Source organism: Burkholderia cepacia GG4 (genome assembly GCF_000292915.1).
GTDB lineage: Bacteria > Pseudomonadota > Gammaproteobacteria > Burkholderiales > Burkholderiaceae > Burkholderia > Burkholderia cepacia_D.
Window position 1 is genome coordinate 1,621,286 of the sequence record NC_018514.1, and the last position, 25,825, is coordinate 1,647,110.

Consider the following 25,825-nt stretch of genomic DNA (forward strand, 5'->3'; position numbering starts at 1 on the left):
ACTGCGGTTGTTCGCCGTGCGTCGTATCGATGGGCCTCGTTCAGATCACACAACGGAGTCGATACATCGGGCAGTGACGACTCCCCGCATCACCCGCGTTGCCCGGCACACATATCAATATCTGGAGACGACGATGACCACGACCTTGCGAGACGAGCCCCGGGGCAGGCACCAATCGAGAAAAGCCGCCGTCAGCGGCTGGATCGGCTCGGTGCTCGAATACTACGATTTCTTCATCTACGCCACGGCATCGGCGCTGATCTTCCCGCAGATATTCTTTCCGCACGGCAGCCCCACGACCGCCATCATCGCGTCGCTGGCCACTTACGGTGTCGGCTACGTGTCGCGCCCGATCGGCGCGTTCGTGCTGGGCCATCTCGGCGACACGCGCGGACGGAAAACCGTCCTGCTGTTCTGCATGTTCCTGATGGGAATCTCGACCGTCGGAGTCGGCCTGCTGCCGACCTATCAGCAAGCCGGGCTGATCGCGCCGGCGTTGCTGGTGGCGCTTCGCCTGCTGCAGGGTTTCGCCGTGGCCGGCGAGATTACCGGCGCGAGCTCGATGATCCTGGAGCACGCGCCGTTCGGTCGGCGCGGATACTTCGTCAGCTTCACGCTGCAGGGCGTGCAGGCCGGGCAAGTGCTGGCCGCCGCCGTGTTCCTGCCGCTCGCCTACTACATGCCGTCCGCGCAATTCGACAGCTGGGGCTGGCGCATTCCGTTCCTGCTGAGTGCGCTGGTCATCGTTGCGGGTTTGATCATTCGCCGCCAGGTCGACGAGTCGCCGGCCTTCGATGAAGCGGTACGCAACCGGTCGCAAGCCGGCTCGCCCGTTGCCGACGCTTTCAGGCACCACTTTCCCGACATGGTGCGCGTTGCCTGCATGTCGATGATGAACGTGATTCCGGTCGTCGCCACGATCTTCGGCGCAGCCTATGCGGTCCAGCCGGCGTATGGAATCGGATTCCAGAAAGATATCTATCTCTGGATCACGGTGGTGGGCAATATCGTTGCGATGATCGTGATTCCGTTAGTCGGCAACCTGTCCGACAAGGTCGGACGCCGGCCGCCGATCATCGTCGGCTCGCTGGCGGCCGGCCTGCTCGCGTTTGCCTACCTGTATGCGATCAGCATCCGCAACGTGCCGCTCGCATTCGCGATGTCGATGCTCATGTGGGGTGTGGTGTACCAGGGCTACAACGCCGTATTTCCCGCCTTTTACCCGGAACTCTTCCCGACCCGCACGCGCGTCTCGGCGATGGCAATCGCGCAGAACCTCGGTACCGCGGCCACGGCGATGCTGCCCGCGCTGTTCACGGCGGTCGCGCCGCCCGGAGGACACCACGTCTGGCTGATCGTCGGTGCGATCGCGTTCGGCATCACCGTGATTGCGTCGCTCGCAGCCGCGAGCGCACGCGAGACCCATCGTGTCCATATGAACGACCTGGGACGAGCGGACGCTCAACAGGTCGACAAGGCGGAATACGACCGGCTGCGCGTCGCGGCGATGGCGCGCCATCGCATCGTGCGCGAACACGTGCCAGGATCCTTGGGCAGCTAGCCAGCGCTCGACGGAGCGTCGTGTTCGGCGCCCCGTCCGCCAATCATTTCCATCTTGCTGCTGCGCCCTCACTGGCAGAGCGAACTTGCGTTGCCGCTGCCTTCACCCGATGCCTGATACCGTGCCGAAAACCGCCATGCCGGACACCACGCGCCCTGCTCGCCTGAACTTCGCGCTCATGTTGCCGCTTCTGCTGGCGGCCCAGCCGGTGGCGACCGACAGTTACCTGCCGGCGCTGCCTGAAATCGCCGCAACGCTGGGCTCTGCCAGCGTCAGCCTCACGGTTTTCGCATTGATATTCGGTATCGGGCAATTGCCGATGGGCAGTCTTTCCGACCGATTCGGCCGCCGTCCCGTGTTGCTGACCGGCCTTGCGCTCTATGCGCTGGCAGCGCTGGCAACTGCGCTCGCTTCAAGCGCAGCAATGCTGGTGGCCGCTCGTGCAATGCAGGGCTTTGCAATGGCCGCGATACTGGTATGCGCACGCGCGACGGTGCGCGACCGGTATTCGGCGGCCGATGGTCCGTACGTGATGGCACGCGGTTTCATGGGAATGGGGATGATGGCGTTCCTCGCGCCGATTCTCGGTGCGTATGTCACGCAGCAGGCCGGATGGCGATGGGTGCTCGCAGGGATGAGCCTGTATGCGTTCGGGCTGCTCGTCATGTGCTGGTACGGCTTCGAGGAAAGTTTCTCCGGAATCGCGTCGAGCCGGGGCTCGACCCGAGACGTGCGCGAAATATTCGGCAATGCCACGTTCAGGGTATGGGCGCTGCTGGCCGCCTCGACGTACACCGGCATGTTCTGCTTTCTATTGCTTTCTCCCGCAATCTACATCCGGCATCTCGGCCTGTCGCCCCAGCGATATGGCTGGATACCCGCGAGCGGTACGCTCGTCTATGTCCTGAGTACGTATGGCTGCCGCCTGTTGCTGCGGCGTCAAAGCATGCTGCGAACGGTGCGACAAGGTGCAGCGTTGAGCCTTTCCGGCGCGGTGATTCAGGCCGTGGGCTACGCGTTGTTTCCCGGGAGCATCTGGCCGCTGCTCGCGGGGCATGGCGTGTATTGCCTCGGCCACGGGATCCATCAGCCATGCGGGCAGGCAGGGGCGGTCAGCGGCCTGCCGCATCTTGCGGGCCGCGCGGTATCCTGGTCCGGCTTCATCATGATGTTCTTCGCTTTCACCGTGGGACAGACGGCAGCGGCTTTCACCGATCCGCGCTATCAACTGGGCGCGTGGCCAATGGTGGTGCCGATGCTCGTCGTCGGCGTCACGCTGGTGACGATTGCGTTTGCCTGGCTGCCCAAAATCAACGACGCGACGGTGTGACATGCGGCGGAATTTTGTAGCCAGTCAGACGCAGAGTCTCGCGTCGATATTATCGGAACCCAGCCAGGCCGGACGGTGACGGGAAGTTGATAGCGATGTGTGGTATGAGGCCGGCGCCCGTCGTAAAACTGCCGCCAGCGTTCGATGAGCACCTTGGCTGCGGCACGACTGCGGAACCCTCCCGGTTCAGCAATTCCTCGCGCGGCTTGCGGTCAACGCTCTCAACGACCCCGATTTGCCACGGACTGCCCGGTGCGACGAAGGCGCGCTACAGGACGTCCGCGGAAGAAGAAGAAGAAGAAGAAGACGTCGGAATGCCCAGAAACCCTTGACTGGCGGAAGGCAGCAGACTACATCCATCACCCGCGGAGACACGCCAGGTAAGACTCCCGCAGTTGCAGATGACCTCCTACCCACAATGCTACCCACATTTGGCTCAGCGGCAATCTAATCTCGGCCGCAATGCCCTATGGCAAATGGACGTCGAGCAGCTTCTCGCCCAAATGCCCCAAAAGTTGCCCTTACGGGCTCGGTTACGTTCGGGATGCTCCCGACAAGCCGCCAAGATGCAGGCATGCGGTCCGACGAGAGTGTTAATTATGTAAAATTCGGCCAGCTTCGGTGCAGACTCCTCGGGATTCAAGCGGCGTCCCTTTTGGGTCAATTTGACGGAGCCTGGGACCCTTAAGTATTAGTTGCCAGCCCACCAACAATGACGCAAACAATCTTCTGGAACTACCTCTTGACCAGCGCCAACACTGGATCGCCGAGGTTCACGGAGACGGCCATCCCCTGCGGCGCCGCGTACTCGGTCATCCGGCGGCGCGACAGCTCGAAATGGTCGCGAACCAGTTGCCCGGCCGCATCGGCATCCTGCCGTTCGAGCGCGTCGATGATCTGGTCGTGCTGGACAACGGCGCTTTCGAGCGTATGCTGCATCGTGTCCGTCGCCGGATAGCGATAGAACATCTTCCCGAGCCGCGCGTGATCGATCAACAGGCGGCGCAGGCTCGGCATCAGGTAATCGTTCTGCGCGATCCGGCCGATCTCGAGGTGAAATTCGTCGTTGTAGATCACGCGGTCCACGACGTTGCCGCTGGCGATCGCCGCACGGAACCGCGCCTGGATCGCACGCAGCCGCGCGATGTCGTCGGGCGTGGCATTGAGGGCCGCGAGTTGGGTGGTCGCGATATAGATCACCGGCGCCGCGATGAAGAAGCTGCGCAGCGACTGGAAATTCATCGACGACACGCGCGGCGCGCGATTCGTCTCGAGCTCGATATAGCCTTCCGCCGCCATCTGCCGGATCAGCTCGCGAATCGGCGGCCGCGACATCCCGAACTCGTCGGCCAGCGCCGCCTCGTCGATCAATGCGCCCGGCGCCAGTTCCATGTTCACGATCCGGCGCCGCAATGCGTCGCCCAAAGCCGACTTGCGATCCGCCGGTGGCATTGCGTCCGCCGGTGCTCGAGGAGAACGGGACGCCGAATTCGCTCCAAGCGCTCGCCGAACTTCCGCTCGTCGAATCCGACTCGACGTACGAAGGATGGATGGGCTGGGAATCCTGGTTCCGATCGGTAGGCTACCGTCCTCCGAAGCTGAACTACACGCTGCGTTGCAGCCTCTACACCGACGCCGTGCAGGCCGCGCGATACGGACAAGGCATTGCACTCGGCTGGAGCCGGCTGGTGCACGACCTGCTCGCCACCGGCGAACTCGTCCGCATTCCGATTGCAACGTCCAAGCAGAGCGATGCCTACTTCGTCATCGTGCCTCACGGCCGCTCGATTACCCCCGCGGTCACCCAGTTGATCGACTGGTTGCGCGAAGAACTTCCCGTTCGCTGAGTACGGCGTCTTCATCACGCTGCGAACCGCGCGGCGTCGCCCCGTGTCGTTCGCCTTCACCGCCCCGCCCTGTCGGGCGGCACCGGGCAGGCGCTGCCGTCACGCAGACCGTTCGCATAACTTATATTGATGCGAGCGTGAAAATATAGCGCGTTGACTGGCCTTTTCGTCCTTTCGATACTGGCCTCGAAGCATCTGCCGAATCCGGACACAACCGGCGAGACGCGATCTCGGTCAACCGATACGCGACGTTGTCACCCGATCGAACAATCAATACCCCCCATGAACTGGAGGAGCAATGTCAGCGGTCAATGCGCTTCACGCTGCGACGTCGATGCAGGCGAACGATCCTGATCCTTTCGAGGACGGCCTGATGAACCGTGTGCGGCACTATCGCCTCGAGCGGGTCAGGAAGGAGCTCGTTGCGCGGGATTGCCCCGCCATCATCCTGTACGACCCGGTCAACATCCGCTACGCGACAGACACGTCCAACATGCAGGTCTGGACCGGCCGCAACCCGACGCGCTATGTAATCGTGTTTGCGCACGGGCCCGTGATCGGCTTCGAATTCCACAATTGCGAGCACGTGTGGAACGACAGCACGCTCGACGTCGAGCTGCGCGGTGCAACCTGCTGGAATTACTTCAGCTCGGGCCCGGAATCGGCGCGCAAGGCGAGGCAATGGGCACGCGAAGTCGCCGATCTGCTGCGCCGGCACACGCCGTCGGAGATGCGCATCGCGGTCGACCGGCTCGATCCCGAAGGCGTCTACGCGCTGCAAGAAGAAGGCGTGCGCGTCGCCGACGGACAGGCGCTGATGGAACACGCGCGCGCCGTGAAATCCCCGGACGAACTCGAGCTGATCAAGGCCGCCGTCGCGGTCTGCGAGCAGGGCATCCAGCGCATGCACAACGTGCTCACCCCGGGTATGAGCGAACAGGATCTGTGGGCTCACCTGCATTACGAGAATATCCGCCTCGGCGGGGAATGGATCGAGACGCGGCTGCTCGCGTCGGGGCCGCACACCAATCCGTGGATGCAGGAATGCAGCGCACGGACCATGAAGCAAGGCGAACTGATCGCGTTCGATACCGATCTCGTCGGTCCGTTCGGCTATTGCGCCGATATTTCCCGAACCTGGACGGTCGGCCACGTTCGTCCGACCGACGATCAGCGCCGGCTCTATGCCGCCGCCTTTACGCAATTGACGACTAACATGGATCTGCTGCGCCCGGGCATGACGTTCCGGGAATTCGCCGAACGCAGCTGGAACATGCCGGCCGCGTATCAAAAGAACCGCTACAGTTGCCTTGCGCACGGCATCGGCATGGTCGACGAGTATCCGTCGGTTGCGTATTACTTCGATTGGGTAAGCAGCGGATACGACGGCCGATTCGAAAGCGGGATGACGTTGTGCGTCGAAAGCTACATCGGTGCGGAAGGCGGCGAGCAAGGCGTCAAGCTCGAGCAGCAGATTCTTCTGACCGACACCGGCTGCGTTCCGCTGTCGACGTTCCCGTTCGAAACCGACTGGCTGTAGACGCTCCGGCAACGCGACTGCGGCCTGCATCGGTAGGCGGCGGTCGGCGCAGCTGCGCAGCGGCGCGGCGGCTCGGTCGATCCGGGCATGCACGATCACGCACCGGCATGGACCGCCACGCCGCCCGCCCCGTCACGCGCGGGTCATTTTGGCTGCGCGTAAAACTTCCCCGCATGCGCCCAATCGGTTGCAGGAATCTCGACGAACATCACGTCGATCGATTCGACCGGGCACTTCAGCATGTCGGACGTCAGTCTCGTCACTTCCTCGACGTACTTCGTCTTCTGCTCGTGCGAGCGGCCGGGCAACAGTTCAACGCGAATGACAGGCATGCTCACGCTCCTTGATATCAGATTGAAACGACGGAATGATCAACCGCGTTACGCCCGACCCTGGACACGGGCTAGCACCCGATCGAGCGCCTTGCCGTAGTGATCGTAGGCGCCATGAGACGACAGCTCCGCGTGCAACTGTTCATTCAGGCCGCCCGGCGTCATCAGATACGCGATCATCTCCGCAAACGAGCGATCGGTCTGAGTCGTGTCGTGGGCGAGCCCCACGCAATACCCGGACAGGAAAGCACGGGCCGCATCGTAGGGCAGCCCTTGATCGGTCAGCCACGCAGCCTGGTGTTCGAGCACTGCATAGAAGCTGGCCATCGTCGCCGTGACGGTATGCAACGCGTCGAACTGATGTTCGTCTGCCACCTCGATGGCTCCGCCGATCGCATCGAACAACGCCCTCGCTGTATCGTCGGCAGGGTAGATCGCCGTGCACCCATTGCCGTCCGCGACCGCCGGCAACGGTATCGCCCGGGCAAGGCGTTTCGCGGGGTGCACCAGCTTCAGCAACGCTTCAGCCGAAAAGCCGGGCACGAAAGCCAGGACATGATGCCGCGTGTCGAACTTCAGCGCGCGCAACACGTCGACCGTGATCTGCGGCACGACGGCGATGCACACCACGTCCGATGAATCGAGCACGTCCTGATTGCTGGCGCACACGCGAACGCGCGCATCGAGGCCAGCGAGTTCCGCTGCGGTTTCCGCGTTGCGAGGCGACAGCACGATCTGCTCGAACGGCAGACGCGAGTGGACAAGACCGGTCACGATTGCTTTCGTGATGACGCCGGTTCCGACAAATCCAAGCTTCATTGATTTTTACCTGTGCGTGATTGATGTTCGACGAACGCTTTCTGTCGCGCTGCGACGTCGCCTGCCCGGGGATTCGGAAACGGCCGAGCCCGACCCATGTGGTGAGCCGTCAATCGAAGCTGACCGCGCCGCGAATCTGCGGCGCCTCACGGGACACGGCGCGCTGGCGCCCCATCTCCAGCAACGCAACGCTGCCGAGGACGAGCACCACCGCGAAGACTTCCAAAGGCCCCACATGCTCGCCGGCGACCCAGCCGATCAGCAGCGCGACGACCGGCGTGATGTACACCGCGCCGGCCGCCGCAACGGCGCCGAGTTCCTGAAGAATGAAGTAGTACAGGAGAAAGGCACCTGCGGTGCCCAGCAGCCCCAGACCGATCACCAGCCCGGCAAACGCGCGCCAGTCGAGCAGGATTCGGCCGATCCCGCTGAAGTCGGTCGACAGAAGCAGCATCAGGAACGCGAGACCGAGCTGCCATGTCACGACGGTCAGCGGCGCGAGGTTGATCGGCGAAAGAAACCGCCGGACGTAGATGTACGACAGCCCGAACACGACCGACCCAGCCAGCATCCAGGCAACGCCGGTCAGGTCGATGGCGGCGTCGGCCCCGATGCTCGTCCACGGTCGCGCGATGAGCGCGATGCCGACCAGCCCGACCGCCACGCTGCATGCCGTGAGGCGGTTCAAGCGTTCGTGGCGCAGGAACAGGACCGACGCCATCGACGTGAACAGCGGCGGCGATCCTCCCAGTACCCCGGCAATGCTGGACGGCAGCAAGGCGGTGCCCTTGGCCATCGCGAAGTAGGAGAACGCCGTCGCCAACGCGGCCATCACCAGAAAATGATGCAGGTGGCGCAGCTGGTCGAATCGGATCGCGCGCCGCCGCCACGCGAGAACAGCCAGAGGCACGAAGCCGAACAGGATGCGCAGCAGCGATATCTGGCCGGGGCTGATCACCGCGGCAGCCCATTTCATGTAGATGAAATTCGATCCCCAGAATACGCCGAGCAGGACGAAGGCGATATAGGTCCGTATCAAGGTACGCCCCGAGCGGTTGTCAATCATCAGCCATTGCCTGTGAGGGCCGAGAAAGCCGAAAAGGTCGAATGGAGATCATGCAACCGAACGCCATTGCGTCATCGGGATCCTAGCCGTCGATTTCCCGGCGGTCGATGACGCTGCTCACGCTTATTTCGAGCATAAGCACGCCCGATGCTATGCAGAAACCTGGGCCGCCCGACTCGCGGTATTGAAGCCCGATAAGCCCGCTCAATTTCGCAGCGGCACAATTTTTGGCACACTGCGACGCACTTCGGAATCAGCCGCGACTCGTGTGACACTACGGTAGTCTTGAGCATGGCCGGTCGGAATACGGAAATGGCGCCGGTGTCTCAAGTAATCCCGGGAAAGTCCTTGCATTGGACTCTTTCCCGATCACCTCAGGTCGATCGACATCGTCATGGCGCCTCAATTCGAAATCGGCGAAACCCTGGTCGGCGCGCTTTCGCTGCGAGCCATCAAGTCGTTTCTCGCGGCCGCGAAGTGCGGCAGCTTTACGGGGGCCGCCAACGCGCTGAACGTGACCCCAGCAGCCGTCAGCAAGCAGGTGCGGGAACTTGAGGACTACCTCGGGACGCCGCTGTTCGTGCGCTCCGGCAGAACCGTCGCGCTGACGGCCGATGGCGAGATGTTCAAGGATGCTGCCCAGCTTTCGCTGATCAATCTTCACCAGGCCGCCGAACGCCTGCGCAAGAGAATCCCCGCCCGGCAGACCCTGATCGTGTGCTGTTCGCCCGCGTTTTCGGCGCTGTGGCTCCACAGGCGGCTGCCCGAATTCCTGCAGGACGAGCCGGACGTCGAGCTCACCGTGCTGGCCACGCAGAATTTCATCTCGATGGAAGCAGGCGTGCAGCCTGACGTCTACATCGCGAAGCTGGCCAGCTTGCGGGACGGATACGACAGCGAGCACCTGTTCGATGACGAGGTCTATCCGGTCTGCACGCCGCACTATCTGCAGCGCCATGGCGCGATCAACGCACCCGCAGGCTTGCTGGACATGTCGCTGCTGGATCTCAGCGCCTATGGCCGCTCGCAGATTTCCGAGCATATCGACTGGAAAGTCTGGCTGGCGCTGCATGACGTCGATACCAGCTGGGGCGCCGAGGTCCCGCGGCAGCTCTTCACCAGCAATGACTATCCGGCCATCGTGCAGCTTGCCCTCGCACATCAGGGAGTGGCCCTGGGCTGGCATCACCTCGTCGGGCACCTGGTCGATAGCGGCGACCTCGTGCGTCCGCTACCGCACTCGACCATCATGAGGAATCGCGGCCATTACCTGTCCGTGCGGAAGGACAAGGCGGACGCGAGCGTGTGCAAACGATTCTGCCAATGGATCAGGCAGCAGCTCGCCGCGCCATCTTCAACGAAAAGTTGAAGCAATGCCGGAGGAAATGTCGCTTAAGTTTGCGACGAAACTGGCATAAATTTCTCTTTACGTCGCACAGGGGCGGCGGGACGTAAGAGGACATCAGCTCATGGGTTTCAAGCGAAGCATCCATGCGGTGGAAACCCATTCGGGTATTCCGATGCGCGTCGTGACCGGCGGCATCCCGCACATTCCCGGCGATACGGTCCAGGCCAAGATGAAATGGCTGGAGGCCAATGACGACGGGCTGCGCAAGCTGCTGCTGCGTGAGCCGCGCGGCTACCCGGCCCACTGTTGCAACATCATCGTGCCGCCGTGTCACCCCGACGCGGACGCCGGCTACATCATCCTGGAGCAGGTCGAGTACCCGATGATGTCGGGCGGCAACACTATCTCGGTCGCCACCGTGCTGCTGGAAATGGGCATGCTGCCGATGCAGGAGCCGGTGACCGAGCTGACGCTGGAAGCGCCGGCCGGCCTGATTCGCATCACGGCCGAGTGCAAGGACGGCAAGGTCAAGAGCGTCAAGTTCAGGAACGTGCCGGCATTTGCCGCGCATCTCGATGCCGTGATCGACGTGCCGCATCTGGGCAAGGTGCGCGTGGATGTCGGCTGGGGCGGCATGTTCTACGCGATAGCAGACGTGCGGCAGTTTCCGGGGCTGGAACTGAAGCCCGAACACGGCAAGGAGATCGCACGGGTCTCGGCCATGATCCGGCAGGCCGCCATCGAGCAATTGCCGGTTACGCATCCCGATTATCCGGGCGTCGGCATCACGATTTCCCAGCTCTCTGGCCCCACCGACGACCCGCGGGCCGACTGGAAGAACGCGGTCACGATGCCCACCGGGCCGCTCTCGTGGGACGATCCGGCCACCTGGACCGGCGCGATCGACCGGTGCCCCTGCGGCACCGGCACCTGTGCCAAGATGGCCGTGTTGCACGCCAAGGGCGAGCTTCCGCTGCGCCAGGACTTCCGGCACCAGGGCATCCTCGGCACCGTCTTCACCGGCCGCCTGGAAGAGACGACCCGCATCGGCGAGCAAGCGGCCGTGGTGCCGACGCTGGCCGGCACCAGCTGGATCCATGGCATCCACACCATCGTGCTGGATCGCGACGATCCGTTTCCGGAGGGCTACACCGTGGGCGACATCTGGCCGAAGCAGTAGGAACGGTGCGCATGCAGATCATTTCCGCGCAGCAGATCCAGTCGGTACTCGACTGGTCCGGCGTGCTAGACGCGTTGCACCGCGGGCACGCCGGCGCCCGGCCTGTCGGTGACAGCTACTTCATCGGGGATGCGGGCTTCGGCCTGTTCAGCCGGGGCGTGATCCTGCCGGGCAGGGGGGCCGGCGTCAAGGTCGCGTCGATCCATCCGGCCAATGCTGCAGCCGCCCCACCACTGCCGTCGGAGCAAGCCGCGTTTCTCGTCCTGGACGAGCGCACCAAGGGGCTCGTCGCGCTGCTCGACGGTCCCGAAATCACGCGTTGGAAGACCGCGGCCGATTCCGCGCTGGCGGCACGCATGCTCAGCAGCGAGCACAGCGAGGTCCTGCTGGTGCTGGGTGCGGGTCCGGTTGCACGGTCGTTGACGGACGCTTACCTGCACATCCGGCCATCCATCCGCGAAGTGCTGTTGTGGAATCGCACGCTGTCGAAGCTGGAGGCCGCACGCGCGGCGCTCGACGCACGAAACATCCGCGCACAGATTGTCGAGGATCTCGATGCCGCGGTAGCTCGTGCCGACATCATCACGGCTGCCACCAGCGCATCCACGCCCGTGATCCGGGGCGAATGCGTGCGGCCCGGCACCCATGTCGATCTGGTCGGCGGATATCGACCCGATATGCAGGAAGCGGATTGCGAGGTGTTCCGCGGTGCGCGGATCTTCGTGGACGACCACCAGAACGCTGCGCAGTCGGGCGACATTCAGATCCCGATGCAGGCGGGCGTCATTCGGGAAAGTGACATCGAAGGCGATCTGTTCGATCTGTGCCGGATGCCGGCGTTCCATCGTTCGGCCGCGGATCGGACGGTTTACAAGAATGCCGGCGGCGCGCACCAGGACCTGATCGTGAGTCAATATGTTGTCGAGCATTTGAAGACGTACTAGCCGTCGGCTCGATCAACGTCCGGCACAATCGCAAGCACGCGCCGGCCATGCAACGATGACTCGCCGGCGCCGTTCAGCGCGCGATCGATATCGACCCGCTCGGCCTGATCGAGCCACAAGATGCTGGTCTCGCGCCGCCGTTCGCTTGCAAGAGCGATTGCTAAGCCACACAGCGCCGCTTCAGCGGCCGACCGAGACTCGCAAATATCGAAAGCGTCGGATACTCACGGTCCCCGTCGCCCCTCAAGAATGAGAGGCGAAAGGCACCGCAAGGAACAGAGAACGAGAACTCGCGATTTCACCGTCACAATTCGACGGTTTCATACGCGGCGCCAGTCACGCTACACCGGGAAACGCATTAACGCTCCAAGTTGCCAATGCCTCGTGTATCGACGCAGACCGTATTGGCTGCGGTATCGCGTTGACGGTCCTTGAGAATCGCGGCGCCGGTGCCGGCTGAGCCACACCGTCTACCGTCAGATAGGTTTCACGGGCAACGTTGTGAGGATGCTCCAGCGCCTCGTCCCAATCCAGCACCGGCGCGAAACAGGCGTCAGTACCTTCAAGCATCTCGCACCACTCTTGTCGGGTCCGGGTACGGAATACGTTTGCCAGGCGCAGCTTTAACAGTGGCCACCGTGCTGCATCCATTTGCTCGTCGAACAACGGATCATCGAGTCCGCACAGTGTGCGCAATTCTGCGTAGAACTGCGGCTCGATCGCACCGATCGCGATGAACTTGCCGTCGGCGCATGCATACGTATCGTAGAAATGGGCGCCGCCGTCGAGCAGGTTTTCACCGCGCTGGTTGCCCCATTGCCCCATTGCCCTGAGTCCATACAGGAAAGCTGACAACAGCGCCGTACCATCCGTCATCGCCGCGTCGACGACCTGACCGTGACCCGAGTTCTTCGCCTCCAGCAATGCCGCCAGCAGGCCGACGGCCAACAGCATGCCCCCTCCACCGAAATCTCCGACGTAATTCAACGGCGGCGGCGGCGCCTCGTCGGGCCGGCCGATCGCGTTCAGCGCACCGGAGATGGCGATGTAATTGATGTCATGCCCCGCGGCCTGCGACAGCGGCCCGTGTTGTCCCCACCCCGTCATCCGGCCATAGACCAGCCTCGGGTTGACCTCGAGGCAGTCCTGCGGCCCCAGGCCCAACCGCTCCATCACGCCGGGCCGGAATCCCTCGATCAGGCAATCGGCCGCACCGATCAACGACATGACGTGTTCCCGCGCGCCGGCGGCACGCAGGTCCAGTTGCACCGTGCGTCTGTTGCGGTTCGTCACGTCACGCGCGTCAGGTGACTGACCGGGCCGTGCGATGCGCACCACGTCTGCACCCAGGTCGCCCAATACCATTGCGCAGAAAGGACCCGGGCCGATCCCCGCGAATTCCACAACCTTCAATCCTGCCAGGGGTCCCGCCATCATTGTTCTCCCTTATCGATCGCGATCAACTCCACCGCATAACGCGCAAAACGAGACGACAAACGACCGACCGCCACGGCGTCGTCGCCGACGGCGTTTCCTGCCTTCGCTCGTGCCGTGATTCCCTCCAGGATCACGGCAAAGCGGAACAGCGAAAACGCATGATGGAAGGGACGAACAGCATCCCCTCGGCCGCTGGCGGCCAAGTAGGCTGCGAGGTACTCCTGCTGAGCGGGCAGATGCAATGCCTGCAGGTCGAGGCCCTTGACGCCTTCGAACACGTCCGGCTCGGTCAGCCACGGCAAGCTGCTGTACGCGGCGTCCGCCAACGGATGGCCCAGTGTCGACAGTTCCCAGTCCAGCACCGCGATCACGCGTGGCTCGGTCGGGTGAAACATCACGTTGCCGAGGCGGAAGTCTCCATGGGCGATCGTCGTTTCGTCGCCCGGTGGAATATGGCTCGGCAGCCATTCGATCAGGCGTTCGATATCCGGATTGTCCTGGATCCTTGACGCCTGCCACTGCCGAGTCCACCGATCGATCTGACGCGCGAAGAAGTTGCCCGGCTTTCCGTAGTCAGCCAAACCGACGCTGGCCCAATCGACCGCGTGCAGTTGAGCCAGCGTCTCGGCCAGAGCAAATAGATAGCTGCGCCGCTGTTCCGGGTCAATCTCGGGCATCGCGTAATTGCTCATGACCCGACCTTCAAGACGCTCCATCACATAAAACGGAGTTCCGATGATTTCACGGTCCTCGCAGTACAAGAGTGCATTGGGTACCGGTACGTCTGTCTTATGCAACGCGCGCAAGATACGGAACTCCCGATCTACCGCATGCGCCGATTTGAGCAGTTCACCCGGCGGCTGCTTGCGCAGGACCAGGCGCGGCCCCTTTTCGAAAGTGACGAAGAACGTCGGATTGGACTGACCGCCTCCGATGCGTTGCAGCTCCATCCGGCCACGAAGCTCCGGCATAAAGGTTCGCAGATAGTCGGCGAGGACAACCGGATCGAACTCGAGTTCGTGGCTCATGCTTGCCCTCCCTCTTGTCCCTGCAGTCGCGAACGTACGCGTGTAATCAGGCCCATCACGCCACCTGGTAGAACAAAAACGAAGAGGATCAATACCAGACCGTAGATTCCCCAGGCCGCATCCTTGGAAATCGTCTCGGCAACGCTCGGTACGAACATGATGAAAGCGGCGCCGAACAGCGCGCCCCAAAGCGTACCGATGCCACCGACGACCACGCCGACCAGAAGCGAGATGGACAGGAACATCGTGAAAGAATCCGGCGAAACGAATTGAACGGCCAGCGCAGACAGACCGCCACCGATGCCGGTGAACGCAGCAGATACGCCGAAGGTCATGGATTTGTAGTGCCGGTTGTCGATGCCCATGGACTCGGCGGCGAGCTCGTGATCGCGGATGGCACGCAGTGCACGGCCCGTGCCGCTGTCGATCATGTTCCGGGCCAGGACGAAGACCATCACCGCCACGACCAGCGCGAAGAGGTACAGATACTGATCGGAATCGAGCGGCAGACCGAACGGCGCATCCGGCTTGGTCAACACGATACCGCCGACGCCGCCGGTCCACGGTTCCAGGTACTTGTACTTCAGCAACTGCGGCGTCACCACCCCGAGAGCGAAAGTCGCGAGCGCCAGATAGAGGCCCTGCAGCTTCAGCGCCGGCCGACCGAACAGGTACCCGACCAGCAGGCACACCAGGCCGGCGGCAGGAATGCACAGCCAGTAAGGAACCGAGGCCTTGTCCATCAGAATGGCAACGGTGTACGCACCGATCGCATAGAAGGCGCCGTGTCCCAGCGAGATCTGGCCGTTGTAACCGGTCAGCATGTTCAGTCCGACCAGTGCGACGGCATACGAAAGCACCATGGTGATCTGGAACAGGACATACCCATGAGCGGCGAATATCGGGACGATCGCGAGCGCCAGCAGAACCAGACTTCGCGGCAAGCGGGCACGCTGGCTGCGCGCGGGCCCCGAAAAGGGAGCGGGATGAGAGGTCATGGACTTCGGATTCATGGCTTAGACACGTTGTACGATGCGACGACCCAGCAGGCCCGCGGGCCGTACGATGAGGACGACGACGATAAGAACCAGCGCCACCGAAAGCTTGAGCTCGGTGCCTACGACGTAGGTGCCGATCAGGTTTTCGAGCACGCCCACCAGAAACCCGCCGATCACGGCACCGACCGGATTGTCGATGCCCCCGATGAGCGCCCCCGCGAACGCGTAGATAAGGACGCCGCTCATCATGCCGGGGTCGAGGAAGACCACCGGCGCGACCATCATTCCGGCAACCGCGCCGATGGCGCCGGCCAGGCCCCACCCGAGCATCAGCATCCGGCCCACACGAATGCCCAGTAGACGGGATGACCCGGGGTTTTGCGCAGCGGCGCGCATGGCGAGACCCAGCGTAGTAAAGCGGAAGAAGGTGAACAGTGCGGCGACGATGCACAACGCGACGAAGATCGTCCCGACCTGATGCGCCGACATCAGCGCACTTCCGAACCAGGCATCCTTCGGAAACGGGCTCGGAAACGCCTTGATCTGGCTGCCGAACAGCCAACCGGCCGCGCTATGGAAGATCACCAGGAGACCGATGAAGACCACCACGACGCTCAATTCGGGCGCCTTGTGCAACGGCCGTATCACGACGAACTCCAATGCCGCCCCCATCGCGAAGGACAACACTATCGTGAGGAAGAACGCCCCCCAGTACGGCACGCCTGCCTGAATCAACGCCCACGCAATGAAGGTCGAGAACATCGCCATCTCGCCTTGCGCAAAGTTCACTTGATGTGTCGCCTGATAGATCATGACGAGCGCGAGCGCGAGGCACGCATAGATGCCGCCGGTCGACAGGCCGGTTACCAGTTGCTGAACGAAAGACTCCATGCTCACTCTCCAAGGTAGGCACGACGCACGGCGTCGTCGCCGCGCATCGACTCGCTGGTGCCGTGCTTGACGATGCGGCCCGACTCGAGCAGATAGGCCGTGTCTGCCAGCTCCAGCGCGATCCGCGCGTTCTGTTCCACCAGCAGGATGGCAACCTGCTGCTCGTCACGGATGCGGCGCATGATGGCGAAAATGTCGCGCACCATCATCGGCGCCAGGCCGAAGGAAGGCTCGTCCAGCAATAGCAACGCGGGACGCGCCATCAGTGCGCGCGCGATCGCCAGCATTTGCTGCTCCCCACCGGAAAGCGTGCCGGCCTGCTGCGCGCGACGCTCTTTCAAACGGGGAAAGTAGTCGTACATGCGCTCCACGTCTTCCTCGACCGCCCGCCGGTCCTTGCGCGCATGACACCCGAGATACAGGTTCTCCCTGGTCGTCAGCCCCAGGAACGTCCCGCGGCCATCAGGCACATGCCCGACGCCGAGCACAGCGATCTGTTCGGTCGAACGGTCTTCGATCTGCTGCCCACGAAACGTGACCTTCCCGCTTGTACGCGCCATGAATCGGCAGATCGCGCGCAACGTGGTCGTCTTGCCCGCTCCGTTCGCGCCGAGCAGAGCCGTCACTTGACCGGCTTCCACGTTCATGTCGATGCCATGCAAGACTTCCGACGCGTTATAGCTTGCCCGCAGATCGCGGATTTCCAAGAGCCGGGTCATGCTGTCTCCCCTTCTTCCGCGCCGAGATAGGCCCGAATCACGTCGGGATGGTTGCGCACATCCTCAGGGCGCCCGTCGGCGATCTTGCGACCGAAGTTCAACGCGACGATTCGGTCGCACACACCCATGATCAGCCCCATGTGGTGCTCCACCAGCAACACCGTCAGGTTCAGGCGCTTGCGAATGTCCAGAATCAGTTCACCGAGACCGCTGAGCTCCTCATGGTTCAGGCCGCACGCCGGCTCATCCAGCAACAGCAACGACGGCTCGCTTGCAAGCGCACGCGCCAGTTCGACCCGCTTTTGCGTTCCGAACGGCAGGTCGACGACGATCCGGTGGGAAAACGCCGTCAGCCCGACGAGCTCCAATGCCTCATCCACGCGTTCCTGGGCCGCGCGCTCGGTGCCGACAGCCGCCGGCAGTCGAAGCGCGTCCGCAAGGAAGCCGTTGTGGTGATGCGAATGGACACCGACCAGTACGTTGTCGCGCACCGTCATGGTCCGGAACAACGCCAGATTCTGGAAGGTTCTACCCACGCCCAGCTTCGCGATGCGATGTCGCGGCATGCGGGACAAAACATGGCCATCGAAGTGGATCGTGCCGCTGTCGCAGCGATAGAGTCGGGACAGGCAGTTGAACAAGGTGCTCTTGCCTGCGCCGTTCGGACCAATCAGGCCGCGAACTTCACCCCGACGCACATCGAAACTGACACGGTCCAGTGCCACGATCCCGCCGAAGCGCACGGACACACTGTCTACCGTGAGCAAGGGCGAATCCGCGCGTTCTTGTCTTATTTGCATCCCAGTCTCCATGGGTGGGCCTGCCCGGCCCGCGGCGCTGTATCAGAGGCGCTCGACGATCGTGACGTTCGCCATGCCACCGCCTTCGCACATGGTTTGAAGGCCGTAGCGACCACCGCTCTGTTGAAGGACGTTGATCAGCGTGGTCATCAACTTGGTTCCCGACGCGCCCAACGGGTGGCCCAGCGCGATTGCGCCGCCATTGACGTTCAGCCGCCGGGGATCCGCACCGATCGCTTGCAGCCAGGCCAACGGCACCGGCGCAAACGCTTCGTTGACCTCGTACGCATCGATGTCCTGAATGTTCAGGCCGGCCTTGCGCAACGCACGCTCGGTCGCGGGAATGGGCGCCTCGAGCATGATGACCGGATCGTGGCCCATCACCGACATGTGGTGCACGCGAGCAATGGGTTTGAGCCCGAAGGTCTTGAGCGCACGCTCGCTGACCACCAGGACGCCAGCGGCACCGTCGCAGATCTGGCTGGCATTGGCCGCAGTGATGACGCCGCCTTCCTGCAGGAGCTTCACGCCGGCGATGGCTTCGAGAGTTGCATCGAAGCGGATGCCCTCGTCGGCGGCATGCATTTCACCGGTGGCTCCGCTTTCTTTGGTACGGGCTTCCAGCGCGATGATCTCGCGCGCAAAACGACCCTCTTGCGTCGCCACGGCAGCACGCCGGTGGCTCTCGAGCGAATACTCGTCGAGTTGCTGCTTGGTCAGTTCGTACTTCCGGGCGATCATCTCGGCGCCGGAGAACTGGCTGAACTGGACGCCGGGGAATCGCTCGTCCATGCGCGGGCTGTTGTAGACACCCAATCCCGCCTTCCGCGGAAGTTCGCTGGGCGTGAACATCGGCACGCGCGTCATGCTCTCGACGCCGGCTGCAATCACACAGTCCATGGCGCCCGACATCACGGCCTGCGCCGCGAAATGCAGCGCCTGCTGCGATGAACCGCACTGCCGGTCAACCGACGTCGCGGGCACCGAATCCGGCAGCGTGGACGCCAGCACCGCATTGCGGGCGATGTTCATCGACTGCTCGCCGGCCTGACCGACGCAGCCCATGATCACGTCCTCGACTGCAGCCGGATCGATCCCGGTGTCTTTCACCAGGGTATCCAGGACGACGGACGCCAGGTCGGCAGGATGCCAGCCCGACAGGCGACCATTGCGACGGCCGCCCGCGGTGCGGCGGGCAGCGACGATAAATGCTTCAGCCATGAATGCTTCTCCTGCGGTAATGAAGGGATTGATCAGCGGGGCGCCATGCGAATCGCGCCATCGAGGCGGACGCACTCACCGTTTAGGTATCCGTTGATGATCGTGATTTCGACCATCTGAGCGAACTCGGTCGGCGAACCGAACCGTTTGGGGAAGGGAACCGATGCGGCCAGCGCGTCCTTCACCTTGTCGGGCGCAGCCTGCATCAGCGGCGTGTCGAAGATGCCGGGAAGGATGGTGTTGATACGGATACCGTCGTCCATCAGGTCACGGGCGATCGGCAGCGTCATACCTGCGATCGCGGCCTTCGACGCCGCGTAGGCCACCTGCCCCATCTGGCCATCCTGCGCGGCGACCGACGCCGTGTTGACGATGACGCCGCGCTCTCCGTCCGGGCCCGGCGGCAAATCGAGCATTCCTGCTGCGGACTTTGCTGCACAGCGAAAGGTCCCGAGCAGGTTGATCTGGATGACCCGCTCGAAATCCTTCATCGGAAAGTGCCGACCGGCACCGGTGGTCTTGTCGCGACTCGCCGTCTTCGCGGGGTGGCCGATACCGGCGCAGTTGATCATGATCCGTTCCTGGCCGTGTGCAGCACGCGCCTTGACGAAAGCAGCGTCCACCTGCTCGTCGGACGTGACGTCCACGGAGCAGTAGATTCCGCCGATCTCGCTGGCCAGGGCTTCACCAAGCTGGGCGTTGAGATCGAACACGGCGACTTTGACACCGCTCGTCGCCAGACGACGGGCCGTGGCAGCCCCGAGGCCGGAAGCGCCGCCGGTCACGACGGCAGCAATGGAAGAATCAAGTTGCATAGTGAGAGCAATGTCTGCTGGACGGCCATCCGTCCACTGCGATTCGTAGTCTAGGGACGCACCTGGTGCGATACCATCGTCGGAAGAGACGAGTGCACGCCGGACCTTCACACGCAACAATTCGACACATCCCCGTATGCGATCCACTTCTGCGCCCCCAGTGTCCACCTATCCCCCCCATCACACCACGCCGATGATTTCACTGGCCAAGCTGGCACCGTTGGTGCAACGCGCGGCCGAGGTGAAGCGCGCCGGCGTCGCCGGCCGACTCGCCAACGCCGGCGCGGTCAAGTTGATCCTCGTGCGCGCCCCCGCCGGATTCGGCAAAACGATGGCAATGGTCCAGATCCGCGAAGCGCTCGAAGATCGCGGCATGGCGACTGCGTGGCTGACGCTGGATGCCGCCGACAACGACGTGCCGCGTTTTCTGGCCGGCTTGTCAGCCGCGCTGGGCCAGATGGGCCTCGAGCGCGGGGCCGCCGCGCAGGATCCGCTGGCGCAACTGGTTTCGGAACAAACCCCCTACGCGTTGTTCCTGGACGATTTCGAGGTTATCCGGGAAGGAGGCGTGCTCGGCCTGGTGCGAGAGCTGCTGGAGCAGTTGCCGCGCAACGGGCAAGTGATCATTGGCTCGCGCAACCTGCCCGACCTCGGCGTCGGTCGTCTGCGCGCGCGCGGCCTGCTCCTGGAACTCGAAACGGACTCGCTGCGTTTCTCGCCCGCCGAGGCCGCTGAATTCTTCCGGCTGCGCGGGGCCGAGCTGTCGCTGGAAACGCTGGATCGCGTCCTCGGGAAGACCGAAGGCTGGGTAGCGGCCCTTTGGCTGCTGTCGCTGGCGCTGCAACGTTCGGACCAATCCGCGGATGTCGTCGCGCGACTCTCTGCATCGGACCGCGACGTGGCCGACTATCTCACCGAAGAGGTGTTCTCTCAGCAAGAGCCCGTCGTTCGGGAGTTTTTGCTACGCACGAGCGTGCTGCATCACCTCAGCGCGCCCGTATGCCAGGCGTTGCTCCCGCAGGCGGATTGCGATGCCATGCTGCAGTCGCTGCACCGCGGCAATGTTTTTCTGATCCCGGTGGAAGACGCGCCCGATCTGTTCAGGTACCACAGCCTGTTCGCGGACTACCTCCGCCGTCAGCTCGAGCGGGAACGCCCCGACGATGCCGCGCGACTGCACCTGGCCGCCTCCGGCTGGTACGAGTCGCAGCAGCGGCCCGTGCCCGCGATCGACCACGCCATTGCCGGCGGCGACTATCCGCATGCGCTGGAACTGCTCGAGCACCATGCGCACGGACTCCTCGAACAAGGTCGCATGCGTCTGCTCGATCGCTGGTTTACCACGATCACGCCCGAATTGCTGCGCGCGCGACCGCGGCTGCAGGTGATCGCGGTATGGGCACGCTGCTTCAGCCAGGGCCCGTGGACCGCGATGAAGTGGCTGGAAGAGTCAGGCTGCCGGGAGAGCGGCGATCCGCAGGTTCAGGCCCACGTCCGGGCACTCCTTCCGGTGCTGCTGGCGATGATGGATCGCTACGAAGAGGCCAATGAAGCCGGCCATTCCGGCCTGGCTCGACTACCGACCGGCAATGCGTTCGTCGACAGCGTGCTGCTCAACGCGATGGCGCATATCCTGTCGGTCATCGGCGAGCGCAAGGAAGCGCACCGCTTCCTCGAGGACGCCCGCCATGCCCAGGCGGACGGCGCCTTCAACCGCATGTACACCGAGACCGTCGGGGGGATGCTGGACCTGCGCGAAGGTCATCTGCGACAGGCGACCGCCCGCTTTCGCATGGCGGTCACTGCAACGTCGAGCACGTCGGCCTACAACTACGCGCACGGCAATGCATGGGCCGGCGTGCCCTATGCAGGCGCGCTTTACGAAGCCGATGATCTCGTGGCGGCCGAACGACTGCTGAACGTCTACCTGCCGCTGGCGAGGGATGTCGGGCTGCCCGACCACATGATCTCCAGTCACCGCCTGCGTGCGCGTCTTGCATTCCTGCGCGGAGAAGTGGACACCGCGTTGCTTACGTTGACGGAGCTCGAATACCTGGGCCATCAGCGCCAGTTGCCGCGCGTCACCGCGAGCGCGAAGCTGGAACGTTCGAGGCTGCTGACGTTGCAAGGGCATGCAGTTGCAGCACGCGAGGAATTGGCACGGGCCCTGGCGCTGGACGCCCTCAACTCCGATACGAAACCCTCTCAAGACGTCGACGATGCATTCATCGCACGGATGCGGCTCGATCTCCATGCCGGCGATCCCAATTCACTGGTGCAACCACTCGAAGTTCAGTTGCGACTTGCCCAGCAGTCCGGCCGCCAGCATCGCGCCCTCAAACTGCGCCTGTTTCTGGCGCTCGCCTTCTTCCGCAATGGTGACGTGGGGCGTGCAATGAACTGGGCGAATCCGCTTCTGCAGGAAACTTGTCGCGAGGGATTCGTCCGCTTGCTGCTGGATGAGGGACCCATCGTGGCTCCGCTCCTGCATCGCATTCAATCGGGTTCGGCGGATTCCGCCCAAGACCCGATCTTGCAAGAGTACGTCCAGCGCCTGGCCGACCGCCTGGGTCCGGTCGGAACCGACGACGAAGCCGACGCCGGCCAGGCTGTATCCGGACCTACCGAACCGCTTACGCGTAAAGAGATTCGAGTTCTCCAACTGCTCGCGGAGGGTTACTCCAATACCGCGATGGCCGAGAAGCTGTTTATTTCCGACAGCACAGTACGCACGCATCTTCGCAACATCAACACGAAGCTCGACAGCCGCAGCCGCACCCAGGCTGTGGCAATTGCGCGCCGGTTGGGCATCGTACGCTGACCAGCTTGCCTGCGGATGTGCAATTCGTCGCTTTCGACGATGGGGTGTCGGCTGCACCGCGCCTAGGATGCCAAGGGACTAATAGCAGAAAAACCCAGGGGCATCCGCACCCTGCATCCCAGGAGACACCATGACCGTCCGAATCGACCGCAGAGCGTTTATCGCAGGCGTGGCCGCCGCTTCACTGATGCTGGCCACGACCGGGACCTACGCGCAAAAGAAATATGATCCCGGCGCCACCGATACCGAGATCAAGATCGGCAACATCCTGCCCTACTCGGGCCCGGTATCGGCCTATGGCACGATCGGCAAATCGGCCGCCGCCTATTTCGCGAAGATCAACGCCGAAGGCGGCGTCAATGGCCGCAAGATCAATTTCATCTCGGTTGACGATGCCTATACGCCGTCCAAGACGGTCGAGCAGGCTCGCAAACTGGTCGAACAGGATCAGGTGCTGGCGATCTTCCTGCCGCTCGGTACGGCCAACAACCTCGCGATCCAGAAATACCTGACGATCAAGAAGGTGCCGCAACTCTTCGTCGGCTCGGGTGCCACCCGCTTTGGCGAAGTCAAGCAGAATCCGTGGACCATCGGCTGGCAACCCACCAACCACGCTGAAGCGGTCGCATACGCACAGCACATCCTGCAAACCCAGCCGAATGCAAAGGTCGCGATCCTGATGCAGAACGACGACTTCGGCAAAGACTATTACCAAGGCATCATCGACGGGCTGGGAAGCAAGGCCAAGTCAACGGTCGTCTCGTTCCAGACGTACGAGACGACCGATCCTACGGTCGACAGCCAGATCGTGTCGATGAAGGGTTCGGGCGCCGATACGCTGATTCTGCTGACCACGCCGAAGTTCTCGGCAATGGCGATCAAGAAGGCGGCCGAAATCGGCTGGCAACCGACTCGGTATGTCGTCAGTTCGGCCAGCTCCGTGGGCACGGTTCTCAAGCCGGCCGGCTTTGGCGCGTCCAAGGGCGTGATCAGCGCGACCTATCTGAGGGATCCGACGGATCCGTCCACGAAGGCAACGAAGGAGTATCAGGATTACGCGGCCTTCATGAAGCAGTACTACCCGGCGGGCGACGTGTCGGACACGCTGAACGTGCTCGGTTACTCGATTGCGCAGACGCTGGTGCAAACCTTGAAGCAGGCGGGCGACAACCTCACGCGAGACAATGTGATGAAGCAGGCGCTGAGCCTGAACGTGACCCTGCCGATGCTTCAACCCGGGATCAACGTGCAGACGTCGGCAACGGACGCCTATCCGATCAAGAAGCTGCAGCTGATGCAATTCAACGGCACACGCTACGAGCTCATGGCCGGCGTGTTCGGCAGCGGCAAGTGACGTAACCGGTGTTTCGCGGGCGCCGTCCGGCGGCGCCCGCTTAGCGGAGAGCAACTTTGGATTTCCGATTTGAGCGCATCGAGTCCGGCGCCGTCTTCACGATCACCCGTCCCGATCGATTGAATGCACTCGATCGCGCAGTCTGGGACGGACTCGAGTCTTGCCTGGACGCGGTGGAACGGGATGGCACGCGATTTCTGCTGATCACGGCCGAAGGAGAACGTGCGTTCAGCGCCGGTAGCGATCTGAAAGACAACGCCATCGAGACCTGGGACCAGCAAGCCAGGAAGAACGACCGCATTCGCAATCTGCTGCTGCGACTTTCACGATCGCCGCTGTTCACGATCGCGGCGATGAACGGCGCCGCGTTTGGCGGGGGACTGGAACTCGCGCTCGCGTGCACAGTGCGGACCGCGGTGAAACGTGCCACATTCGCGATGCCGGAAATCCGGTTGGGCGTGATGCCGACATACGGCGGAACTCAATTCCTGCCGGCCGTCGTCGGTCGTTCACGCGCGGCGGAATTGATGCTGACCGGACGAGTGCTGAATGCTCAGGAAGCCCAGATGTGGGGACTCGTGAGCTTCGTGAAAGATGACCGCGCTGCCCTGCTGGACCACGCGATCGCGTTAGGTAACGAGGTGGCGGGGTTCAGCGCCGTCGCGTATCGGAGCATCCTCGACAGCCTTCCCTCGACCGACGGCCCTGCCGACCAAGCCGGGATGGACAGGGAAGCCGCACTGATGCGGCGTGTGCTCGAAACCGACGACGCGAAAGAAGGTATTGCTGCTTTCCTGGAGAAACGCAGACCGGTCTTCAAAGGCCAATGAGATTCCCCGACACGAACACACGCGCGCATGCGCGACAGGACCCATGACAGACACGCCCCTTTTCGACGCTCTGCGATCCGTTCTCGACACTCGATTCAGTTGCCGCGGCTACCTCTCCCGGGAGGTGCCTGCCGAAACGATCGACGCGATTCTCTCGATCGCACAACGCACGCCTTCCTGGTGCAATTCGCAGCCGTGGCAAATCATCCTCACCAGGCCCGCTGCAACGCATCGGCTTCGTTCCGCATTGCAGGCGGCATCCGCGTTACCCAACGATCAGTGGGAAATCGCTCCGCCAGCGGAATATCGCGGCGTATATCGCGATCGCAGACGCACCTGCGGATTGCAGTTGTATGAAAGTGTGGGCGTCACCGCCGGAGACCGCGAGGCTTCCGCTCGTCAAGCCGAGGAAAATTTCAGGCTGTTTGGCGCGCCGCATGTGGCCGTCATCACGACCGACGCACTGCTCGGCACCTATGGCGTTCTCGATTGCGGCGCGTACGTAAACAACTTCATGCTGGCTGCAGCGAGCCTTGGTGTGTCGGCAATCGCACAAGCCGCCCTTGCGTCCAAAGCGCATGTCCTGCGCGAGATCCTGTCGATCCCGTCGGAGCGACGCGTCGTCTGCGGCATCTCCTTCGGATATGCAGATTCTTCGCATCCCGCGAATGCATTTCGAACCGAAAGAGCACCGCTGAACCAGGTTGCCACATTCGTCACGGAGTAGGACACCGACTGGCTCGTTTATCCGGGTCCACCCGGGTGACGAGCGCCTCTTGGAACGGCATCGCGCCGACGCCCGCGCCTCGCGATGCCGGGCAGGCAATACGCCGCTCCCGAAGACTCACTGACGCGCAGCGCTACCCGAAAGTATAGATTCGACGTCATGGTAGTATCCGCCATTCGCATACTGCGGTTGCCGCCGCGTGTCGATCCGTTACTTG

23 protein-coding genes and 2 pseudogenes are annotated in these 25,825 nt (G+C 63.0%); 11 read left to right on the top strand and 14 right to left on the bottom strand.

The features are described 5' to 3' along the window. Nucleotides 1–133 precede the first annotated feature (133 nt). Both GEM_RS22995 and GEM_RS23000 read left to right on the top strand, forming a co-directional pair. The gene (locus GEM_RS22995) at nt 134–1,561 is read left to right on the top strand and encodes an MFS transporter (RefSeq protein ID WP_014899801.1); all 1,428 of its coding nucleotides are present in this window, start codon (nt 134–136) and stop codon (nt 1,559–1,561) included. Nucleotides 1,562–1,697: 136 nt separating this feature from the next. Further along, nucleotides 1,698–2,891, top strand: a complete 1,194-nt coding sequence (locus GEM_RS23000; protein WP_014899802.1) for an MFS transporter — start codon at nt 1,698–1,700, stop codon at nt 2,889–2,891. A 24-nt stretch (nt 2,892–2,915) separates the two neighbouring features. Here GEM_RS23000 and GEM_RS30435 read toward each other — a convergent pair. Both GEM_RS30435 and GEM_RS23005 read right to left on the bottom strand, forming a co-directional pair. Then, a pseudogene (locus tag GEM_RS30435) lies at nt 2,916–3,156 on the bottom strand (integrase core domain-containing protein); the annotation flags it as partial. Nucleotides 3,157–3,626: 470 nt separating this feature from the next. After that, nucleotides 3,627–4,343: a GntR family transcriptional regulator gene (locus GEM_RS23005; RefSeq protein ID WP_041490795.1), complete on the bottom strand. Its 717-nt coding sequence runs from the start codon at nt 4,341–4,343 to the stop codon at nt 3,627–3,629. Nucleotides 4,344–4,348: 5 nt separating this feature from the next. Between GEM_RS23005 and GEM_RS23010 the strand changes: the two are divergent. After that, nucleotides 4,349–4,738: pseudogene (locus GEM_RS23010) on the top strand (LysR substrate-binding domain-containing protein); the annotation flags it as partial. A gap of 298 nt (nt 4,739–5,036) precedes the next feature. Beyond that, nucleotides 5,037–6,278, top strand: coding sequence for a M24 family metallopeptidase (locus tag GEM_RS23015; RefSeq protein ID WP_014899805.1), 1,242 nt, complete (start codon nt 5,037–5,039; stop codon nt 6,276–6,278). 143 nt (nt 6,279–6,421) lie between these two features. On the opposite strand, the gene GEM_RS23020 is transcribed toward GEM_RS23015, so the two are convergent. The 3 genes from GEM_RS23020 to GEM_RS23030 all read right to left on the bottom strand — a co-directional run bounded on the left by GEM_RS23020 (nt 6,422) and on the right by GEM_RS23030 (nt 8,495). After that, nucleotides 6,422–6,610, bottom strand: a complete 189-nt coding sequence (locus GEM_RS23020) for a 4-oxalocrotonate tautomerase (protein ID WP_014899806.1) — start codon at nt 6,608–6,610, stop codon at nt 6,422–6,424. 48 nt (nt 6,611–6,658) lie between these two features. Further along, nucleotides 6,659–7,429: a pyrroline-5-carboxylate reductase gene (locus GEM_RS23025; protein ID WP_014899807.1), complete on the bottom strand. Its 771-nt coding sequence runs from the start codon at nt 7,427–7,429 to the stop codon at nt 6,659–6,661. 109 nt (nt 7,430–7,538) lie between these two features. Then, nucleotides 7,539–8,495 carry a DMT family transporter gene (locus GEM_RS23030; protein ID WP_014899808.1) on the bottom strand — a complete coding sequence of 319 codons (957 nt, stop codon included), beginning with the start codon at nt 8,493–8,495 and terminating at the stop codon, nt 7,539–7,541. A 394-nt stretch (nt 8,496–8,889) separates the two neighbouring features. Here GEM_RS23030 and GEM_RS23035 point away from each other — a divergent pair, with 394 nt between their 5' ends. The 3 genes from GEM_RS23035 to GEM_RS23045 all read left to right on the top strand — a co-directional run bounded on the left by GEM_RS23035 (nt 8,890) and on the right by GEM_RS23045 (nt 11,967). Continuing rightward, on the top strand, nt 8,890–9,864 hold the full coding sequence (locus tag GEM_RS23035) for a LysR family transcriptional regulator (RefSeq protein ID WP_014899809.1): 975 nt from the start codon (nt 8,890–8,892) through the stop codon (nt 9,862–9,864). 100 nt (nt 9,865–9,964) lie between these two features. Further along, nucleotides 9,965–11,023: a proline racemase family protein gene (locus tag GEM_RS23040; RefSeq protein ID WP_014899810.1), complete on the top strand. Its 1,059-nt coding sequence runs from the start codon at nt 9,965–9,967 to the stop codon at nt 11,021–11,023. An 11-nt stretch (nt 11,024–11,034) separates the two neighbouring features. Next, nucleotides 11,035–11,967: an ornithine cyclodeaminase family protein gene (locus GEM_RS23045; protein ID WP_014899811.1), complete on the top strand. Its 933-nt coding sequence runs from the start codon at nt 11,035–11,037 to the stop codon at nt 11,965–11,967. On the opposite strand, the gene GEM_RS32330 is transcribed toward GEM_RS23045, so the two are convergent. The 9 genes from GEM_RS32330 to GEM_RS23085 form a co-directional block, all read right to left on the bottom strand. Beyond that, nucleotides 11,964–12,086: a hypothetical protein gene (locus GEM_RS32330; RefSeq protein WP_272148389.1), complete on the bottom strand. Its 123-nt coding sequence runs from the start codon at nt 12,084–12,086 to the stop codon at nt 11,964–11,966. The two genes, GEM_RS23045 and GEM_RS32330, sit on opposite strands and share 4 nt — an antisense overlap. Before the next feature lie 217 nt (nt 12,087–12,303). Then, on the bottom strand, nt 12,304–13,401 hold the full coding sequence (locus GEM_RS23050; RefSeq protein WP_014899812.1) for a CaiB/BaiF CoA transferase family protein: 1,098 nt from the start codon (nt 13,399–13,401) through the stop codon (nt 12,304–12,306). After that, nucleotides 13,401–14,432 carry a phosphotransferase family protein gene (locus GEM_RS23055; protein WP_014899813.1) on the bottom strand — a complete coding sequence of 344 codons (1,032 nt, stop codon included), beginning with the start codon at nt 14,430–14,432 and terminating at the stop codon, nt 13,401–13,403. The genes GEM_RS23050 and GEM_RS23055 overlap by 1 nt, the downstream gene beginning before the upstream one ends. Continuing rightward, nucleotides 14,429–15,445, bottom strand: coding sequence for a branched-chain amino acid ABC transporter permease (locus tag GEM_RS23060; protein ID WP_014899814.1), 1,017 nt, complete (start codon nt 15,443–15,445; stop codon nt 14,429–14,431). Before GEM_RS23060 ends, GEM_RS23055 begins: the two co-directional genes overlap by 4 nt. 3 nt (nt 15,446–15,448) lie before the next feature. Then, nucleotides 15,449–16,321: a branched-chain amino acid ABC transporter permease gene (locus tag GEM_RS23065; protein WP_014899815.1), complete on the bottom strand. Its 873-nt coding sequence runs from the start codon at nt 16,319–16,321 to the stop codon at nt 15,449–15,451. A gap of 2 nt (nt 16,322–16,323) precedes the next feature. After that, complete coding sequence (locus tag GEM_RS23070) at nt 16,324–17,040, bottom strand: ABC transporter ATP-binding protein (RefSeq protein WP_014899816.1); 717 nt, start codon at nt 17,038–17,040, stop codon at nt 16,324–16,326. Then, a complete protein-coding gene (locus GEM_RS23075; RefSeq protein ID WP_014899817.1) occupies nt 17,037–17,840 on the bottom strand; it encodes an ABC transporter ATP-binding protein in 804 nt (267 codons plus the stop codon). Before GEM_RS23075 ends, GEM_RS23070 begins: the two co-directional genes overlap by 4 nt. 42 nt (nt 17,841–17,882) lie before the next feature. Next, nucleotides 17,883–19,061: an acetyl-CoA C-acetyltransferase gene (locus GEM_RS23080; RefSeq protein WP_014899818.1), complete on the bottom strand. Its 1,179-nt coding sequence runs from the start codon at nt 19,059–19,061 to the stop codon at nt 17,883–17,885. A 32-nt stretch (nt 19,062–19,093) separates the two neighbouring features. Further along, complete coding sequence (locus tag GEM_RS23085; RefSeq protein ID WP_014899819.1) at nt 19,094–19,876, bottom strand: SDR family NAD(P)-dependent oxidoreductase; 783 nt, start codon at nt 19,874–19,876, stop codon at nt 19,094–19,096. A gap of 193 nt (nt 19,877–20,069) precedes the next feature. Here GEM_RS23085 and GEM_RS23090 point away from each other — a divergent pair, with 193 nt between their 5' ends. The 4 genes from GEM_RS23090 to GEM_RS30440 all read left to right on the top strand — a co-directional run bounded on the left by GEM_RS23090 (nt 20,070) and on the right by GEM_RS30440 (nt 25,608). Further along, entirely contained in the window at nt 20,070–22,697 is a 2,628-nt protein-coding gene (locus tag GEM_RS23090; RefSeq protein WP_014899820.1) for a LuxR C-terminal-related transcriptional regulator, read from the top strand. 130 nt (nt 22,698–22,827) lie between these two features. After that, nucleotides 22,828–24,051, top strand: coding sequence for an ABC transporter substrate-binding protein (locus tag GEM_RS23095; RefSeq protein ID WP_014899821.1), 1,224 nt, complete (start codon nt 22,828–22,830; stop codon nt 24,049–24,051). A gap of 56 nt (nt 24,052–24,107) precedes the next feature. Then, the gene (locus GEM_RS23100) at nt 24,108–24,881 is read left to right on the top strand and encodes an enoyl-CoA hydratase-related protein (protein ID WP_014899822.1); all 774 of its coding nucleotides are present in this window, start codon (nt 24,108–24,110) and stop codon (nt 24,879–24,881) included. 43 nt (nt 24,882–24,924) lie between these two features. Further along, a complete protein-coding gene (locus GEM_RS30440; RefSeq protein WP_014899823.1) occupies nt 24,925–25,608 on the top strand; it encodes a nitroreductase in 684 nt (227 codons plus the stop codon). The last annotated feature ends 217 nt before the right edge of the window (nt 25,609–25,825 follow it).